Raw genomic sequence first — 19156 nt, forward strand, 5'->3', positions numbered from 1 at the left:
GCTTTTGGATTTCCAGAGAAAAGAATGAGTTACGCGTCGGGGATGCATGGCAAACGATGGATCGACCCGGGCAGCAGATAAAAAGCGGGAAAAAACGCCGGGCATTAAAGCATTTTTCAGCTTGGGGCGTCATTCGCGTGCCGCGAACAAGCCGACCGAATGCAGGGTGCCTGGCAGCAATCAAACGATATGACAGCCGGTATGACAGGGAAAGTTTTAGGGAGTTTTATGGGAAAGGGATTTTTCAGGCGAAAAGCCGACACCGTCTTGGGTGTCGACATCAATGACAGCGGTATCAAGCTGATCGAACTGGATCGTTCACCGGCTGGTTTCAGTGTCCAGGGCTATGCCACTCAAGTGCTGCCCGCCCATGCGGTGGTCGATGGCGCCGTGCTGGACATCGATGGCGTGGGGCGAGCCTTACAACAGGCGTTATCCTGCCTGCGCACGTCGGCCAGGCACGCTGCTGTGGCAGTGGCGGGCCCTTCGGTGATCACGCGGTTGGTCGAGATGGACGCGGGCCTTAGCGACGAAGAAATGGCCTGGAAGATCCAGATGGAGGCCGATCAGTTCATTCCTTACCCTTTGGATGAGGTGGCGATCGACTTTCAGGTCCAGGGCCCATCGGCCCAAGGGCCGCAGTGGGTTGAAGTGATGTTGGCGGCTTGTCTGCGCGAGCAGGTCGACGCGCGAGTCGCAGTTTTGGCCCTGGCGGGGCTGGTGCCGCGGGTGGTCGATGTCGAAGGGTTTGCATTGGCGCGCGCTTGCCGTCAGGATTTTGCCAGCTTCACGCCGGGTCATCGAGTCGATGGTGCACAATGGGCCGTGGATGCCCAAGGGATGGGAGTAGCTTGCGGGTTGGCCCTGAGGAGTTTCGCTGGATGACACGAATCAATCTTTTGCCTTGGCGCCAGGCGCTGGCAGAGCGTAAGCGCAGATATTTCATGGTGCTATTGCTGGCATTTGCCTGCGTGGCGCTGGCGGCCGTGTGGCTGGCTGACCAGGTGATCGACCAGGCAATAGACCGGCAAGTGAGCCGCAATAGTCGCCTGGGTGAGGATGTGGCTGCCCAGGATTCGCGCATCAGGACCATCGACGACCTGCAGGAGCGTAGCCAGCAAGTGGCCGAGCGTATGAAGGTAGTGCAGGACCTGCATGATTCCCGTTCTTCGGGCGCTCGATTGTTCGAGCAATTGGCTCGTGCAATGCCTGAAGGTGTCCATTTGCATGAGGTGGTCGCCAATGGCGACACCATCAGCATTCGCGGCACGGCTGAAAGCAACCAGGATATCGCCCGTTTGATGCAGCAGCTCAAGCCATCCCAGGGCTCCAGCTCGACTCGTCTGCAGCGCGTGCAGGCCGAAGGTGCACGTGGCGAAAGTGAATTTCAGCTGATGGTGCGCCAGGGGGAATCCAGCGAGGCGCAGCCATGAGCCTGCCCAGGCTCGATTTTCCCGCGCTCTTGCACAACGCTGCTAAATGGCCCTTGCCTGGCAAGGTCCTTGCTGGCTGTGGGCTGGCCGCTCTGGTGCTGCTGATGGGAGAGGATGTGTACCTGAGCCCCTCGCGTGATCGACTGCACGGGTTCGAGGCGCGGGAGCAAGCGTTACAGCAGCAGTTGGCGGAAAAAGCCGAGCTGGCCGCCAGCCTTGAGGCGCGCACTGATCAGTTCAGGGCAATGGAGAGCAAGGTCGCAGGCCTTCTAGGGCAGTTGTCCGGCCAGTCCGAGGTGCCTGCCTTGCTTGAAGATATCGCGCGATTGGCGGTTGCCAATGGGGTGTGGGTTGAAGGCATCACGGTGTTGGATGAAGAGCCTCGTCCGCTCTTTATCGAGCAACCCATGCAAATCGGTGCCACCGGGGCGTACCACGATTTGGCGGCATTCGTCGCTGCCCTGGGTGGGTTGCCGCGAGTCGTCACCGTGCAGGATGTTGCTCTGGGGCATGACGGCGCCTTGCTGCGTCTGAACATGCTGGCAAAGGCCTATCGGCGGACCACGCAAAGCGCCACGGTCCGCGAAGCGGTTGACCCGGGCCAGCCATTTGTCTACACGCCATCGTTTGTGCGCGACCCGTTTCAGCCGCCTGCGTTGCAAGTGACCCGTGTGCCGGGGCGACCGGCCCTTGCGCCGGATCTCGCTCGGCCACGGGGGCTGCTGGAAGGCATGACCATTGAACAGTTCGAAATGGTCGGCACGCTGTCGCTGGGGGCACAAGCTTTTGCCCTGCTGCGTGCCGGATCCAGGGTGCATCGGATTGCGGTTGGTGACTACCTGGGCCCGGACCATGGTCAGGTCACGGCCATTCAAGACGCGTCTATCGACCTGGTCGAGCGGTTTCCCGATGAACAGGGCGGCTGGCTTGAGCGCCCTCGAACCCTTGTGTTGAACGTCAACTCATAACGGAATAAAACAATGAAAAGGACTTTCTCGTCCTTCGGTGTGGCGCTATGGATAGCGTTCACGGCACCGATGGCTGCTGCTGTGCCCAATCGCCTGGACCTGACCCACCTGCCGCCGCCCGACAGTGCAGCGTCGGTCAGCTATACAGGCTCGCGGATGAACCTTAATTTTCAGAACATCGACCTGCGGGCGGTCTTGCAACAGATCGCCGATGTCGCCGGGCTCAACCTGGTGGCCAGCGATGAAGTGCAGGGTTCAATTACCCTGCGGCTCAAGGATGTACCCTGGGATCAGGCGCTGGATCTGGTGCTGCAAACCAAAGGTTTGGATAAACGCGTGAAAGCCGGTGTGTTGCTGGTGGCGCCTGCCGATGAGTTGGCCGCTCGCGAACTGCTGGCGCTGGAGTCGCGCAAGCAAATGGCGGAACTGGCGCCGCTGCGCCGAGAGCTGCTGCAGGTTAATTACGCCAGGGCAGCGGATCTGGCCAAGTTGTTCCAGTCAGTTACAGGTTTTGAGGGCGCCACGGATGAGCGCGGCTCGGTGGCGGTGGATGACCGCACCAACAACATCATCGCCTACCAGACCGGCGAAAGGCTCGATGAGCTGCGGCGCATCGTGGCGCAACTGGATATTCCCGTGCGCCAGGTGATGATCGAGGCGCGAATTGTCGAGGCCAACGTCGACTACGACAAAAGCCTGGGCGTGCGCTGGGGTGGGCGGCTCAGTCGTGGCAGTGCAGGTGTGGGAGGTATTTCCAAACCTGTGGCAGGCGGCGCCGAGCCGCCGCAAAACCCGCCCAGCTCCCCGTTTGTCGACTTGGGTTCGCTGGCCGGCACCTCGGGCCTGGGTGTGGCCTACATCACCGACAATCTGCTGCTGGACCTTGAACTGACGGCCATGGAAAAAACCGGCAACGGCGAAATCGTTTCCCAGCCCAAGGTGGTCACCTCCGACAAGGAGACGGCGCGCATCCTCAAGGGCACCGAAATTCCCTATCAGGAGTCCACCTCCCAGGGCGCTACTTCGGTGTCGTTCAAGGAGGCTTCGCTTTCGCTGGAGGTCACGCCGCAAATCACCCCCGACGATCATGTGATCATGGCGGTCAAGGTCACCAAGGATGAGCCCGATTACTTGAACAGGCTCAATGACGTACCGCCGATCAAGAAAAACGAGGTCAACGCCAAGGTGCTGGTCAAAGATGGCGAGACCATCGTCATCGGTGGGGTTTTCTCCAATACCCAAAGCAAAGTGGTAGATAAAGTGCCATTTTTGGGCGATGTGCCGTATCTTGGCCGCCTTTTCCGGCGCGATGTGCTGGCGGAGAAAAAATCCGAGCTGCTGGTATTCCTGACTCCGCGTATCATGAATAACCAGGCGATTGCTGTGAGTCGTTGATTCTGTGCGAAATTTGATTCTTGTAGGGCCGATGGGGGCTGGAAAGAGCACCATCGGCCGTTTGCTGGCCAAAGAGCTGCGCCTGCCGTTCAAAGATTCCGACAAGGAAATTGAATTGCGCACGGGTGCCAATATCCCATGGATCTTCGATAAAGAAGGCGAGCTGGGTTTTCGTGACCGCGAGCAGGCGATGATTGCCGAGCTGTGTGGCTGCGATGGCGTGGTATTGGCGACCGGCGGTGGCGCCGTCATGCGCGACGAAAACCGTCGAGCGCTGTATGCCGGTGGTCGGGTCGTGTATTTGCACGCATCGGTCGAGCAGCAGGTGGGCCGCACCGCCCGCGATCGCAATCGCCCGTTGCTGCGCACGGCCAACCCGGAAAAAACCCTGCGGGACCTGCTGGCGCTGCGTGATCCGCTGTATCGGGAAATTGCCGATCTGGTGGTGGAAACCGATGAGCGACCCCCTCGGATGGTGGTGCTCGATATTCTTGAGCGTCTGCACCGGTTGCCACCCCGTTAAAGCCTGGCCCGAAATGCGCTATTCTCGGCGGCGCGCCATAACCTTGTGAGGTGTGGCGTAGAGCCATCAGGTAATGTCGGATCTCGGCATTGCCGATCGTCAATACATCTTCAACGCGGGGAAACATGCAGACACTTAAGGTCGATCTAGGCGAGCGCAGCTACCCGATCCACATTGGCGAAGGTCTGTTGGACCAGCCCGAACTGCTCGCGCCGCATATTGCTGGCCGGCAGGTGGCGATCATCTCCAACGAAACGGTTGCGCCGCTGTATCTTGAGCGTTTGAGCCGCAGCCTCGCGGCGTATTCGGTGATCTCTGTGGTGTTGCCTGATGGCGAAGCCCACAAGAACTGGGAAACCCTGCAACTGATCTTTGATGGCCTGCTGACTGCGCGTCATGACCGTCGGACCACCGTGGTTGCCTTGGGCGGCGGTGTGATCGGCGACATGGCCGGTTTTGCCGCAGCCTGCTACCAGCGCGGCGTGGATTTTATCCAGGTGCCGACCACCTTGTTGTCCCAGGTCGATTCGTCGGTGGGCGGCAAGACCGGTATCAACCACCCGCTGGGCAAGAACATGGTCGGTGCGTTCTACCAGCCACAGGCCGTGCTGATCGACACCGCGACCCTCAACACACTGCCACCGCGTGAGTTGTCGGCGGGCCTGGCGGAAGTCATCAAGTACGGGCTGATCTGCGACGAGCCCTTCCTGAGCTGGCTTGAAGAACATGTAGACGCTCTGCGCGCGCTCGACCAGGTGGCCCTGACCGAAGCGATTTCCCGCTCCTGCGCCGCCAAGGCACTGGTGGTCAATGCCGACGAGCGGGAGTCCGGCGTGCGCGCTACCCTGAACCTGGGCCATACCTTCGGCCATGCGATCGAAACGCACATGGGCTATGGTGTGTGGCTGCATGGGGAAGCCGTAGCGGCTGGCACGGTGATGGCATTGGAAATGTCGCAACGCCTGGGCTGGATCAGCGCTCAAGAGCGCGATCGCGGTATCCGCCTGTTCCAGCGCGCCGGTTTGCCGGTCATCCCTCCAGCACAGATGACCGAGGCAGATTTTCTCGAACATATGGCAATAGACAAGAAAGTGATCGACGGTCGACTGCGACTGGTACTGCTGCGCCACATGGGCGAGGCGGTCGTGACCGACGATTATCCGAAAGAGATTTTACAGGCCACGCTGGGAGCGGATTACCGCGCCCTGGCCCAGCTTAAAGGTTAATAAGATCCCGATGACTAGTTTGCATGCCGACGAGGCGTTCCTCGGCCATTATCACTTGAGCCATGACCCTTTCGCTCCACGGGTGCCCGGTTTCAAATTCTTCCCCGCCCAGCGCAAGCCGGTATTGGGGCAACTGCATCATCTGGCGCGTTACAGCCAGTTGCTGCTGGTGGTCACGGGGCCGTTGGGCAGTGGCAAGACCTTGCTGCGCCAGGCGCTGGTCGCCAGCACCAACAAGCAATCGGTGCAGAGCGTGGTGGTATCGGCCCGTGGCGCCGGTGATGCCGCGGGCGTGCTGCGCCAGGCTGCACAGGCCCTGGACGTAGCCAACGCCGAGCCGAATGCGATTCTCAAGCAAGTGGTGCAACTGGGCCTGACCGGCCAGGAAGTCTACCTGCTGGTCGACGACGCCGAGCAGCTCGACGAGTCCGCCCTGGAAGCGCTGTTGGCGCTGGCCGCAGGCACGCCGGAAGGCCGCCCCCATGTGTTCCTGTTTGGCGAGTCGTCGTTGATCGCCGACCTGGAGCAGATCAGCGGTGAGCAAGAGCTGTTCCACGTCATCGAATTGCAGCCGTACGAAGAGGAAGAGACCCGCGAATACCTGGCTCAGCGCCTCGAAGGTGCCGGGGCCGGTATCGAACTTTTCTCCGCTGCGCAGATCTCTGATATTCACGAAAGCTCCGATGGCTGGCCTGGAAACATCAACCAGGTTGCCCGCGATGCCATGATCGAAGCCATGATTGCCAGCCGCTCTGCGGTCAAGCGTCCAAAGATGGGGTTCACTATGCCTAAGAAGCACGTATTGGCTATTTCCGCCGTTGTCGTGGTCGCTGTAGCCGCCGCCTGGTTGATCCCGGGTCGCAACAAGGCACCGACAACCACCGGCGCGCCAACTGAGCAGGCGCAGTTGCCACTGGGCAAGCCCACTCCCAATGTCGAGTTCGCCAACTCCGGCCAACCGACCAACCTGCCGATGGTCGGCCAACCTGTGATGCGCGGCCCGCTGGCCGAAGAGGCCGGTGGCATCTCCGAAGGCGACGACGGTGTGCCGGTGGAAGGCTCCAGCGCCACGCCGCCGACTGTGACCACCACCGCGCCACCTGCAGGCGTACCGGCCGGTGTGCCTGCGACGCCGGTTGCTCCGGTCGCCAAGCCTGCTCCGACTCCGACTCCGGCGCCGACCGTGGCCACCGCCAAGCCTGCTCCGGTGACCAAGCCTGTTGCGCCGGCGCCAGCCGCCAAACCAGCCCCGGCCGCCAAGCCTGCTGAAAAACCAGCCGCCACCGTGGCCAAGGCCGGCGCCGCCGGCAGCAGCTGGTACAGCAGCCAGCCTACCGGCAACTTTGTGGTACAGATCCTCGGCACCAGCTCCGAAGCCAACGCCCAGGCGTTCGTCAAAGAGCAGGGCGGTCAGTACCGTTATTTCAAGAAAGTGCTCAACGGCAAGCCTCTCTACGTGATCACCTACGGCAGCTTCCCAAGCCGCGCCGCAGCCGATTCTGCCATCAAGGCCTTGCCAGCGAAGGTCCAGGCTGGTAAACCTTGGCCTCGCACTGTTGCCAGCGTTCAACAAGAACTGGCAGCAACTCGCTGAAGATTCGGCGGCCTTACCCAGGCCGCCCTCCCGGCACCTCAAAAAAATCCGCAAGTGCGTGCTGCCCTTACAGGCCGCGCGCTTTGTGGTGTCTGCGCCACAGTAGCTTTTGAGTCGTAGCGGTCAGAATTAAAAAAGTTTTGACTAGCACAGCATATCGCTTTAAACCTTTCATAAATGCGACATAGATTTGCGACATTTCGTCGCTAAATTTGTGAGCGTCTGTGTCGGTGTGTACAATGACCTCCCTTTTGCCCCCGCTAAGCCGGCGTACGTTCGGCGTGGAAGGTAACCGGTTGAATTGAAAAGAAATTTGCCTCGGTAAAAGAGGCAGCCTGGTGAGAAAGTGTCTATGAAAGCAGGTCTGTACCAACCCGATGAATTCAAGGATAACTGCGGTTTCGGCCTGATAGCCCAGATGCAGGGCGAGCCCAGTCATACCCTTTTGCAAACGGCCATCGAGGCCCTGACCTGCATGACCCACCGCGGTGGGATCAACGCCGACGGCAAGACCGGTGACGGTTGCGGCTTGCTGATTCAAAAGCCCGACCAGTTTCTGCGCGCGGTCGCCAAAGAGCATTTCGCGGCCGACCTGCCCAAGCAGTACGCCGTGGGCATGGTGTTTTTCAACCAGGACCCGGTAAAAGCCGAAGCCGCTCGCGAAAACATGAACCGCGAGATCGTGGCCGCCGGCCTGCAACTGGTCGGCTGGCGCAAAGTGCCCATCGATACCAGCGTACTCGGCCGCCTGGCCCTGGAGCGCCTGCCGCAGATCGAACAAGTGTTCATCGCAGGCGACGGCCTGAGCGACCAGGACATGGCGATCAAGCTGTTCACGTCCCGTCGTCGTTCGTCGGTGCTCAACGCCGCCGACACCGACCATTACATCTGCAGCTTTTCGCACAAGACCATCATTTATAAAGGTCTGATGATGCCGGCGGACTTGACCGCCTTCTATCCAGACCTGAGCGATGAGCGCCTGCAAACCGCAATCTGCGTGTTCCACCAGCGCTTCTCCACCAACACCCTGCCGAAATGGCCGCTGGCTCAGCCATTCCGCTTCCTCGCCCACAACGGCGAGATCAACACCATCACCGGCAACCGCAACTGGGCTGTGGCCCGGCGCACCAAGTTCGCCAACGATCTGATGGACCTCGAAGAACTCGGCCCGCTGGTCAACCGCGTGGGTTCGGACTCCTCCAGCATGGACAACATGCTTGAACTGATGGTCACCGGTGGCATCGACCTGTTCCGTGGCGTGCGCATGATCATTCCGCCAGCGTGGCAGAACGTCGAGACCATGGACCCGGACCTGCGTGCGTTCTACGAGTACAACTCGATGCACATGGAACCGTGGGACGGCCCGGCCGGCGTGGTCATGACCGACGGCCGCTACGCGGTGTGCCTGCTCGACCGTAACGGCCTGCGCCCGGCGCGTTGGGTCACCACCACCAATGGCTTTATCACCCTCGCCTCGGAAATCGGCGTGTGGGACTACAAGCCTGAAGATGTGATTGCCAAAGGCCGTGTCGGCCCTGGCCAGATCCTGGCCGTGGACACCGAGACCGGGCAGATCCTCGACACCGACGCCATCGACAACCGTTTGAAGTCGCGTCACCCGTACAAGCAATGGCTGCGCAAGAACGCCCTGCGCATCCAGGCGACCATGGAAGACAATGACCACGGTTCGGCTTTCTACGACATCGACCAGCTCAAGCAGTACATGAAGATGTACCAGGTCACGTTCGAAGAGCGCGACCAGGTGCTGCGCCCGCTCGGTGAGCAAGGCTACGAGGCGGTCGGCTCCATGGGCGACGATACGCCAATGGCCGTGCTGTCCCAGCGCGTGCGCACGCCGTACGACTACTTCCGCCAGCAGTTCGCCCAGGTGACCAACCCGCCGATCGACCCGCTGCGTGAAGCCATCGTCATGTCCCTGGAAGTGTGCCTTGGTGCCGAGCGCAACATCTTCCAGGAATCGCCTGAGCACGCCTCCCGCGTGATCCTCAGCTCGCCGGTTGTTTCACCGGCCAAGTGGCGCTCGCTGATGACCCTGGAGCGTCCAGGCTTCGACCGCCAGATCATCGACCTGAACTACGACGAGAGCCTGGGCCTTGAAGCCGCTGTGCGCAACGTCGCCGATCAGGCCGAAGAGGCTGTACGCGCCGGTCGCACCCAGATCGTACTGACTGACCGCCATATCGCGCCGGGCAAGTTGCCGATCCACGCGTCCCTGGCGACCGGCGCGGTGCACCACCGCTTGACCGAAAAAGGCCTGCGCTGCGACTCCAACATCCTCGTGGAAACCGCCACTGCCCGCGACCCGCATCACTTTGCGGTGCTGATCGGTTTCGGCGCCTCGGCGGTGTACCCGTTCCTCGCATACGAAGTGCTGGGCGACCTGATCCGTACCGGTGAAGTGCTGGGCGACCTCTACGAGGTGTTCAAGAACTACCGCAAGGGCATCACCAAGGGCCTGCTGAAGATCCTGTCGAAGATGGGCATCTCCACCGTCACCTCGTACCGTGGCGCTCAGTTGTTCGAAGCCATCGGCCTGTCCGAGGAAGTCTGCGAGCTGAGCTTCCGTGGCGTACCGAGCCGCATCAAGGGTGCGCGCTTCGTCGACATCGAAGCCGAGCAAAAAGCCCTGGCCGCCGAAGCCTGGAGTGCGCGCAAGCCGATCCAGCAAGGCGGCCTGCTCAAGTTTGTGCACGGTGGCGAATACCATGCGTACAACCCGGATGTGGTCAACACCCTCCAAGCCGCCGTGCAGCAGGGCGACTACGCCAAGTTCAAGGAATACACGAGCCTGGTGGATAACCGCCCGGTGTCGATGATTCGCGATCTGTTCAAGGTGAAAACCCTGGACACGCCGATGGACATCGCCGAAGTCGAGCCGCTGGAATCTATCCTCAAGCGCTTTGACTCCGCCGGGATTTCCCTGGGCGCCTTGTCGCCGGAAGCTCACGAAGCCCTGGCCGAAGCCATGAACCGCCTGGGTGCGCGTTCCAACTCCGGCGAAGGCGGCGAAGACCCGGCGCGCTACGGCACGCTCAAAAGCTCGAAAATCAAGCAGGTGGCTACCGGCCGTTTTGGTGTGACCCCCGAGTACCTGGTCAACGCCGAAGTGCTGCAGATCAAGGTTGCCCAGGGCGCCAAGCCGGGTGAGGGTGGTCAACTGCCAGGCGGCAAGGTCAACGGTTTGATCGCCAAGCTGCGCTACGCGGTGCCGGGCGTGACGTTGATCTCGCCACCGCCGCACCACGACATTTACTCGATTGAAGATTTGTCGCAGCTGATTTTCGACTTGAAACAAGTCAACCCCCAGGCCCTGGTCTCGGTGAAACTGGTGGCAGAAGCCGGCGTCGGCACCATTGCCGCCGGTGTGGCCAAGGCCTATGCCGACCTGATCACCATCTCCGGCTACGACGGCGGCACCGGCGCTTCGCCGCTGACCTCGATCAAGTACGCCGGTGCACCGTGGGAACTCGGCCTGGCCGAAACCCACCAGACCCTGCGCGGCAACGACCTGCGCGGCAAGGTGCGGGTACAGACCGACGGTGGTCTGAAAACCGGCCTCGACGTGATCAAGGCCGCAATCCTCGGCGCCGAGAGCTTCGGCTTCGGCACCGCGCCGATGATCGCCCTGGGCTGCAAATACCTGCGCATTTGCCACCTGAACAACTGCGCCACCGGCGTGGCGACTCAGAACGAAAAACTGCGCAAGGATCACTACATCGGCACCGTCGACATGGTGGTGAATTTCTTCACCTACGTCGCCGAAGAAACCCGTGAGTGGCTGGCCAAATTGGGTGTGCGTTCGCTGGAAGAGCTGATCGGTCGTACCGACCTGTTGGACATCCTCGAAGGTCAGACCGCCAAGCAACAGCATTTGGACCTGACACCGCTGTTGGGCAGCGATCACATCCCGGCAGACAAGCCACAGTTCTGCCAGGTGGACCGCAACCCGCCGTTCGACAAAGGCCTGCTGGCCGAGAAAATGGTCGAAATGGCCGGTTCCTCGATCAGCGACGCCAGCGGTGGCGAATTCGCCCTGGATATCTGCAACTGCGACCGCTCCATCGGTGCACGCATCTCCGGCGAAATCGCGCGCAAGCACGGCAACCAGGGCATGGCGAAAGCGCCGATCACCTTCCGCTTCAAGGGCACTGCGGGCCAGAGCTTCGGCGTGTGGAACGCTGGCGGCCTGCACATGTACCTGGAAGGCGACGCCAACGACTACGTGGGCAAGGGCATGACCGGCGGCAAACTGGTCATCGTTCCGCCGGCTGGCAGCGTGTACAAGACCCAGGACAGTGCCATCATCGGCAACACCTGCTTGTACGGCGCCACCGGTGGCAAGCTGTTTGCCGCAGGTACCGCCGGTGAGCGTTTCGCCGTGCGTAACTCCGGTGCCCACACCGTGGTGGAAGGCACTGGCGATCACTGCTGCGAGTACATGACCGGAGGCTTTGTCGCGGTACTGGGCAAGACCGGTTACAACTTCGGTTCGGGCATGACCGGCGGTTTCGCCTACGTGCTCGACCAGGACAACACCTTCGTCGACAAGGTCAACCACGAGTTGGTCGAGATCCAGCGGATCAGCGGCGAAGCCATGGAATCCTACCGGAACCACTTGCAGCACGTGCTGGACGAGTACGTCGAGGAAACCGGCAGCGAATGGGGCCGTAACCTCGCCGAAAACCTCGATGATTACCTGCGTCGTTTCTGGCTGGTCAAACCCAAGGCTGCCAACCTGAAATCGTTGCTTTCCAGCATCCGTGCCAACCCGCAGTGATATGCGCCTGAACAGTTTGATGAGGTTTTAACATGGCTGAACGTCTGAATAACGACTTCCAGTTCATCGATGTCGGGCGCAAAGATCCGAAGAAGAAACTGTTGCGTCAACGCAAGAAAGAGTTCGTGGAAATCTACGAACCCTTCAAACCCCAGCACTCGGCCGACCAGGCCCACCGCTGCCTGGGTTGCGGTAACCCGTATTGCGAATGGAAGTGCCCGGTGCACAACTTCATTCCCAACTGGCTCAAGCTGGTGGCCGAGGGCAACATCCTCGCCGCCGCCGAGCTGTCGCACCAGACCAACACCCTGCCGGAAGTCTGCGGCCGGGTGTGTCCGCAAGACCGTCTATGTGAAGGTGCCTGCACCCTCAACGACGGCTTCGGCGCGGTGACCATCGGTTCAGTGGAGAAGTACATCACCGACACCGCGTTCGCCATGGGCTGGCGCCCGGACATGTCCAAGGTCAAGCCAACCGGCAAGCGCGTCGCGATCATCGGCGCGGGCCCGGCGGGCCTGGGGTGTGCCGACGTGTTGGTGCGGGGTGGCGTAACCCCGGTGGTGTTCGACAAGAACCCGGAAATCGGTGGCCTGCTGACCTTCGGTATCCCCGAGTTCAAGCTGGAAAAAAACGTACTGAGCCACCGTCGTGAAGTGTTCACCGGCATGGGTATCGAGTTTCGCCTCAATACCGAAATCGGCAAAGACATCACCATGGAGCAACTGCTCGCCGAATACGATGCGGTGTTCATGGGCATGGGCACCTACACCTACATGAAGGGCGGCTTTGCCGGTGAGGACTTGCCAGGCGTGTATGACGCGCTCGACTTCCTGATCGCCAACGTCAACCGCAACCTGGGCTTTGAAAAGTCGCCGGAAGATTTCGTCGACATGAAGGGCAAGAAGGTCGTGGTGCTGGGCGGTGGCGACACGGCCATGGACTGCAACCGTACCTCGATCCGCCAGGGCGCCAAGTCGGTGACCTGTGCGTATCGCCGTGACGAAGCCAACATGCCCGGCTCGCGCAAAGAGGTGAAGAACGCCAAGGAAGAAGGCGTGAAATTCCTCTACAACCGCCAGCCGATTGCCATCGTGGGTGAAGACCGCGTCGAAGGCGTGAAGGTGGTCGAGACCCGTCTCGGCGAGCCGGATGCCCGTGGCCGTCGTAGCCCCGAGCCGATCCCGGGTTCCGAAGAAATCATCCCGGCCGACGCCGTGGTCATCGCCTTCGGTTTCCGCCCAAGCCCGGCGCCCTGGTTCGAGCAGTTTGAAATCCAGACCGACAGCCAGGGCCGCGTGGTAGCTCCGGAGCAAGGCCAGTACAAGCACCAGACCAGCAACCCGAAGATCTTCGCCGGTGGCGATATGGTGCGCGGGTCGGACCTGGTGGTAACCGCGATCTTCGAAGGCCGCAATGCCGCCGAAGGGATCCTGGACTACCTGCAGGTCTGATCAAATTTCAGTCTGAAATGCGATCAAATGTGGGAGCTGGCTTGCCTGCGATGCAGGCAACTCGGTCTGTCAGCCAGACCCAGTTGATGCTATCGCAGGCAAGCCAGCTCCCACACAAACCTCATTTCACATTGAGGTTTGTGTTGCCAGTCATTGCGACAAATTGACCCGATAGACAAAAGGCTCCGCTCTTGCCGTGCCTTTTGCGTCGCGCTCTGAGAAAATGCCCGCACTTTTTTTGCGGATGCCGACATGACTGCCCTCAAGAACGACCGTTTCCTTCGTGCCCTGCTCAAGCAACCCGTAGACGTCACGCCCGTGTGGATGATGCGTCAAGCCGGTCGCTACCTGCCGGAATACCGCGCCAGCCGCGCCAATGCAGGCGATTTCATGAGCCTGTGCATGAATCCGGAGTTCGCGTGCGAAGTCACCATGCAGCCGCTGGACCGCTACCCACAACTGGATGCGGCCATCCTCTTCTCCGATATCCTCACCATCCCTGATGCCATGGGCCAGGGCCTGTATTTCGAGACCGGCGAAGGCCCGCGCTTCAAGAAAGTCGTGAGCACCCTGGCTGATATCGAAGCCTTGCCGATCCCTGATCCGCACAAAGACCTCGGTTATGTGATGGACGCCGTCAGCACCATCCGTCGCGAGCTTAACGGCCGTGTGCCGCTGATCGGCTTCTCCGGCAGCCCATGGACCCTGGCCACTTATATGGTTGAAGGCGGCTCGTCGAAAGACTTCCGCAAGACCAAGGCCATGCTCTACGACAACCCGCAAGCCATGCACCTGTTGCTGGACAAGCTGGCGCAGTCGGTGACGTCCTACCTCAACGGCCAGATCATGGCCGGTGCGCAAGCGGTGCAGATCTTCGACACCTGGGGCGGCAACCTGTCGGCGGCGGCCTACCAGGAGTTTTCCCTGGCCTACATGCGCAAGATCGTCAGCGGCCTGATCCGTGAACACGAAGGCCGCAAGGTTCCGGTGATCATGTTCACCAAAGGCGGCGGCCTGTGGCTGGAAAGCATCGCCGATGCTGGTGCCGATGCATTGGGCCTGGACTGGACCTGCGACCTTGGTGAAGCGCGCCGCCGCGTCGGCAACCAGGTGGCCCTGCAAGGCAACATGGACCCGACCGTGCTCTACGCCAAGCCGGAAGCGATCCGTACCGAAGTCGGGCGCATCCTGGCCAGCTATGGCAGGGGCACCGGGCACGTGTTCAACCTCGGCCATGGCATCACCCCGGAAGTGAACCCGGAGCACGCGGGCGCGTTCCTGCGGGCTGTGCATGAGTTGTCGGCGCAGTACCACGAGTGACAGTTGCCTGATAAAGAACGCCCGGCTTAGGCCGGGCGTTCTTGTTTGTGGTCAGCAGACGTATGGTACTTGTGGTGTCCGTCATTGCGGACATAATTAGATTCTTATACTGAAAAGTCCGTCATGGGTGACATTATGTTGCTGGCTACTCCACCTGATCTTGGCGAAAGAATCCGCCAACTGCGCCGTGCCAAGGGCTTTAGTCAAGCGTATCTGGCGGACCGAGCCAAGTGCAACCGCAAGACCATCATTGATCTTGAAGCGGGTGAAAACGTCGCGATGTACACGGTGTTCCGGGTGATTTGCGCACTGGGGATGGCCTTGGAAGTTGTGGATAAACGCATCGATCTCAAATCCCTCGCCGATCTGGTGGAGCACGATGAGTAGAATCAAGCTGCTCAACGTTGTGACACCCCAGGGCCATGCAGGCGATTTGTCCAAAGGCTCGCAATTCTCGTTTGCTTATTCATCTGCTGATGCCGGGCGCGAAGTATCCCTGGTCATGCCCTACGACCCGACGCCTGCTGTCAGCAACGTACTGCATCCGATTTTCGATATGAACGTACCGGAAGGGTTTCTGGCCGATCAAATCAAACGACGGATGGCCAAGCATATGCAGGTAGACGAGATGCGCCTTTTATCGGTGATCGGCGGTAACCAGATTGGGCGGCTTACCTACCAGAACCCTGTTGAGGCATCAGCGCCCGTGAAGGCTCAGGTGGGCCTCCAGCAAATACTGTCAGCCGATATCTCCCAGGGTGTATTCGCATTTCTAGTGGAGACATATTTCGAGTCGGGTATTTCCGGTGTGCAACCCAAGGTACTGGTACCTGACCTGGACAAGCTGACGGGCAGTCGCAAAACCATGCTCAGTTCTGACCTGATCGTGAAGTCGGGTGCCGATGAATACGTTCATTTGGCACAGAATGAGTTCCTCTGCATGGAAGCTGCGCGTATTGCGGGCATGGAAACACCACCTTTCTGGTTGTCCGAAGGAGGCGATCTGTTTGTGATGGAGCGCTTTGACCTGACCCCGTCCGGGCGGCTTGGTTTTGAGGACATGGCCGTTCTATTGGGCCTCAACAAAGATCCCCACGACAATTACAAGTACTCGCAGAGCTACGAGACCCTCGCTGCGGTGATCAATCATGTTTGTGCGCAGGGTGATCCGTTACGCGAGCTTGAGCGGTTCTTCTCTTCGGTTTGCTTGTCAGTCATGGTGCGTAATGGTGATGCGCACCTGAAAAACTTTGGTGTGATCTACACCCATCCTGGCGCCCGTGAAACAGTGCAATTAGCGCCCGTCTTCGATGTCACCACCACTACTGTGTATGAGAACTACAATCCCAAGTCCGGTCGTTCATTGGTAGATCGCACCTTGGCGATAAAAATGAACAAGGTCAAAAACTATCCGGACCGCCAGCAACTGATGGAATTTGGTCGTAAGCACTGTGCGGTGGAGAAACCTTTGTTGATCATTGAGCGAATTGCCGAGGCAATGTCCGAGGCGCTCATTGCCCATCAAACGCGTATCGATATCGAGCTGTTTTCGGCAATGCAGGCGGAGTGGGATGGAGGACGTGCCATGGCGCTTCATGATTCGATCAGCACTGGAATGAAGCGAAAGCCCATTGGGAAAAAACCGCTGTGAGGCGGTTTTCTCATTAAACGATATGCCTCAAGCTGCTGTGGGTCCCAACGGCGGCAACTTCGCCAGCTTCAACGCCACCAGTAACGCGCCAATCAGCAGCGCGACGATAAACCCGCCAATCCCGTTCCACCCGGCAAAGTGCCAGAAAAAACCACCCGCCGTCCCGGCAATACTCGACCCCACGTAATAGCAGAACAAGTACAGCGACGACGCCTGCCCCTTGGCTTTTACTGCCCGGCGGCCGATCCAGCTGCTGGCGACCGAGTGGGCGCCGAAAAAGCCGAAGGTGAAGATCAACATGCCCGGCACCACCAGCCACAAAGGCGTGAACAGCGTCAGGGCCATGCCGGCGAGCATCAGCACGATGGTGGCCCACAGCACACGGCGGCGGCCGAGGCGGTCGGCCAGCGAGCCGATCTTGGCCGAGCTGTAGATGCCCGAGAGGTACACCAACGACAGCAGGCCCACCACCGCCTGGCTCAGCTCATACGGCGAGGCCAGCAGGCGATAGCCGATGTAGTTGAACATCGTTACGAAGGCGCCCATCAGCAGGAAGGCTTCAAGAAACAGCCACGGCAAGCCCGCATCCTTGAAGTGCATGACAAAGCCATCCACCAGGCTGCGCGGCTTGAGGCTGCTGGCGCGAAAGTTGCGCGATGGCGGCAGGATCTTCCAGAACACTGTGGCGGCGATCAGTGCCAGGGCGCCGATGATCAGCATTGCGGTGTGCCAGCTGACGAAGTCGATCAACACGCCGATGATCAGGCGCCCGCTCATGCCGCCAATCGCATTGCCGCCGATATACAGGCCCATGGCCAGGCCAATGTGTTGTGGGTGGATCTCTTCGCTGAGGTAGGTCATCGCCACGGCGGCCAGGCCGCTTAAGGACAAGCCTACCAGTGCGCGCATCAGCAGGATGCCCTCCCAGCTCGGCATCAAGCCGCTGGCGATGGTGGCCAGTGCCGCGCAGAACAATGCGGCAACCATCACCGGCTTGCGCCCCAGCCGGTCGGATATCGGCCCGGTGACCAGCAGACCGCAGGCGAGCATGGCGGTCGCGACGGAAAGAATCAGGCTGCTTTGCGCCGCATTGATGGAAAACTCGTGGGACAGTGCCGGCATCATCGGCTGTACGCAATACAACAGGGCAAAGGTGGCAAACCCGCCGGAGAACAGCGCCAGCACGGTGCGCATGAACATCGGCGTGCCTTTTTCGATGTACTCGTCATTAAGCTGCGCCACCACCTCATCGAGGGCTGAGGGCGGGGTGTGTTGGGCAAGTGGAGCAACAGCAGGATTCACGGGGGACCTCGGGGAGGAAAGTCTGCCAGGACTGACAATGCAAAAAAGAATATAGCTGGCTAATGATTCTTTCCAATATATTGTTCGACCTGTTTGATAGTTTTTACGACCTAATGAGGCTTGCATGGAATTCCGCCATTTGCGCTACTTCATCGCCGTTGCCGAAGAACTGCACTTCGGCCGCGCCGCGCAGGTGCTGGGCATCTCGCAGCCACCCCTGAGCCAGCAGATCCAGGCGCTGGAACACGAGCTGGGCGCACGCTTGTTCGAGCGCACCAATCGTCGGGTCGAGCTGAGCGAGGCAGGGCGCTTGTTCTTGCAAGAGGCACGCTTGGTACTGGCCCAGGTCGACAAGGCGGCAGATGTGGCGCGGCGTGCGCAGTTGGGCGAGCTGGGTGAGTTGAAGATCGGCTTCACCTCGTCTGCGCCGTTCAACGCGAGCATTCCCCGGGCGATCTTTGCCTTCCGCCAGGCATTCCCGGCGGTGCATCTGAACTTGCAAGAAATGAGCAGCACCCAAGTGGCCGAGTCGCTGGTGGATGAGTCGATTCAGGTGGGGCTGATGCGGCCTTTGCCCTTGCCCGACTCACTGAGCGTGGTCGAGTTGATGCGCGAACCCTTGGTAGCGGTACTGAGCGCCGGCCACCCGTTGGCCCAAGGCAGCGAGCGCGGCTTGCACCTGGAGCAATTGGCCGAGGAGCCTTTTGTGTTCTTCCCGCGCAGTTACGGCAGCGGCCTGTACGCACAATTGCTCAACCTGGCTCGCGACGCCGGGTTCAGCCCGCACTTTGCCCAGGAAGCAGGGGAAGCAATGACCATCATCGGCCTGGTGGCGGCGGGGTTGGGGGTGTCGGTGTTGCCGGCGTCTTACCAGCGCATCCGCATTGACGGCGTGGTCTATCGCACCTTGCTCGACCCGCAGGCGGTGACGGCGGTGTGGCTGGTGCAGCGTAAGGGCGCGCAAACGCCGATGGCGAAAGGGTTTGTGGAGTTGTTGACGCGTAAGGCCGCTCAATAACCTGTGGCGAGGGAGCAAGCTCCCTCGCCACAGGGGGGTCAGTTTTGGGGCGAAGTATTTGCTTCATTCACGCTGTAAGTACGCAGCCCCGCCAGAATATCCCGATCCAGCATGCTCACCCAACGGTTGTAGTTGCGATGGATCTTGCCGTCCTTGTAGCCCAGGTCGCGGCTGTCGCGGTAGGTGATGGCGTAGCTGTTGCGGGTGTAGCGGATGTCGATGGCGGCGTAGAACTGGCCGCGCACGGTGATCTCGGCCTGCACCAGTTGTGGGCTCAGGCGTTGTACCGTCCACTCGCGTTTTTGCAGAGCGGCGACGATCACTTGCTTCATTTTTTCTTCGCTGACCTGGCTTGTGGCCGGTAACTCGTGCTGGGTGTTGAGCACCGGTTTGCTGGTGCAGCCAGCCGTGGTCAGCAGGGCCAGGGTGATCAGGGTAGCGCGTAGCAGGGAAGACATTCCGTTTTCTCCAATCGAT

General features: G+C 60.4%; 15 protein-coding genes. 13 read left to right on the forward strand and 2 right to left on the reverse strand.

The window, feature by feature from the left end; genetic code table 11:
• The first annotated feature begins 228 nt into the window (after positions 1–228).
• The 12 genes from pilM (at position 229) to TX23_RS13080 (ending at position 16359) form a co-directional block, all read left to right on the forward strand.
• A complete protein-coding gene (gene pilM, locus TX23_RS13025; protein ID WP_057702497.1) occupies positions 229–885 on the forward strand; it encodes a type IV pilus biogenesis protein PilM in 657 nt (218 codons plus the stop codon).
• Complete coding sequence (locus tag TX23_RS13030; RefSeq protein ID WP_057702498.1) at positions 882–1433, forward strand: PilN domain-containing protein; 552 nt, start codon at positions 882–884, stop codon at positions 1431–1433. The genes pilM and TX23_RS13030 overlap by 4 nt, the downstream gene beginning before the upstream one ends.
• A complete protein-coding gene (locus TX23_RS13035) occupies positions 1430–2401 on the forward strand; it encodes a pilus assembly protein PilP (protein ID WP_057702499.1) in 972 nt (323 codons plus the stop codon). Before TX23_RS13030 ends, TX23_RS13035 begins: the two co-directional genes overlap by 4 nt.
• Before the next feature lie 69 nt (positions 2402–2470).
• Positions 2471–3796 carry a type IV pilus secretin PilQ gene (locus TX23_RS13040; protein ID WP_057702500.1) on the forward strand — a complete coding sequence of 442 codons (1326 nt, stop codon included), beginning with the start codon at positions 2471–2473 and terminating at the stop codon, positions 3794–3796.
• A gap of 4 nt (positions 3797–3800) precedes the next feature.
• Positions 3801–4319, forward strand: coding sequence for a shikimate kinase AroK (aroK, locus tag TX23_RS13045; RefSeq protein ID WP_057702501.1), 519 nt, complete (start codon positions 3801–3803; stop codon positions 4317–4319).
• A 125-nt stretch (positions 4320–4444) separates the two neighbouring features.
• Positions 4445–5545, forward strand: coding sequence for a 3-dehydroquinate synthase (gene aroB, locus TX23_RS13050; protein ID WP_057702502.1), 1101 nt, complete (start codon positions 4445–4447; stop codon positions 5543–5545).
• A gap of 10 nt (positions 5546–5555) precedes the next feature.
• Complete coding sequence (locus TX23_RS13055; RefSeq protein ID WP_057702503.1) at positions 5556–7139, forward strand: SPOR domain-containing protein; 1584 nt, start codon at positions 5556–5558, stop codon at positions 7137–7139.
• A 352-nt stretch (positions 7140–7491) separates the two neighbouring features.
• Positions 7492–11937 (forward strand): glutamate synthase large subunit, encoded by a 4446-nt coding sequence (gene gltB / locus TX23_RS13060; RefSeq protein ID WP_057702504.1) that lies wholly within the window; start codon positions 7492–7494, stop codon positions 11935–11937.
• Positions 11938–11969: 32 nt separating this feature from the next.
• Entirely contained in the window at positions 11970–13388 is a 1419-nt protein-coding gene (locus tag TX23_RS13065) for an FAD-dependent oxidoreductase (protein ID WP_057702505.1), read from the forward strand.
• 252 nt (positions 13389–13640) lie between these two features.
• Positions 13641–14708 (forward strand): uroporphyrinogen decarboxylase, encoded by a 1068-nt coding sequence (gene hemE / locus TX23_RS13070; protein WP_057702506.1) that lies wholly within the window; start codon positions 13641–13643, stop codon positions 14706–14708.
• A 123-nt stretch (positions 14709–14831) separates the two neighbouring features.
• On the forward strand, positions 14832–15095 hold the full coding sequence (locus tag TX23_RS13075) for a helix-turn-helix transcriptional regulator (protein ID WP_087149498.1): 264 nt from the start codon (positions 14832–14834) through the stop codon (positions 15093–15095).
• The gene (locus tag TX23_RS13080; RefSeq protein ID WP_057702507.1) at positions 15088–16359 is read left to right on the forward strand and encodes a type II toxin-antitoxin system HipA family toxin; all 1272 of its coding nucleotides are present in this window, start codon (positions 15088–15090) and stop codon (positions 16357–16359) included. The genes TX23_RS13075 and TX23_RS13080 overlap by 8 nt, the downstream gene beginning before the upstream one ends.
• Positions 16360–16386: 27 nt before the next feature.
• On the opposite strand, the gene TX23_RS13085 is transcribed toward TX23_RS13080, so the two are convergent.
• Positions 16387–17661, reverse strand: a complete 1275-nt coding sequence (locus TX23_RS13085) for an MFS transporter (RefSeq protein ID WP_087149499.1) — start codon at positions 17659–17661, stop codon at positions 16387–16389.
• A 124-nt stretch (positions 17662–17785) separates the two neighbouring features.
• Here TX23_RS13085 and TX23_RS13090 point away from each other — a divergent pair, with 124 nt between their 5' ends.
• A complete protein-coding gene (locus TX23_RS13090; RefSeq protein ID WP_034134713.1) occupies positions 17786–18679 on the forward strand; it encodes a LysR family transcriptional regulator in 894 nt (297 codons plus the stop codon).
• A gap of 38 nt (positions 18680–18717) precedes the next feature.
• Here TX23_RS13090 and TX23_RS13095 read toward each other — a convergent pair whose 3' ends face one another.
• Positions 18718–19137, reverse strand: a complete 420-nt coding sequence (locus TX23_RS13095; protein WP_003187927.1) for a hypothetical protein — start codon at positions 19135–19137, stop codon at positions 18718–18720.
• Positions 19138–19156 lie beyond the last annotated feature (19 nt).

It is taken from the genome of Pseudomonas paralactis (assembly GCF_001439735.1).
GTDB lineage: Bacteria > Pseudomonadota > Gammaproteobacteria > Pseudomonadales > Pseudomonadaceae > Aquipseudomonas > Aquipseudomonas paralactis.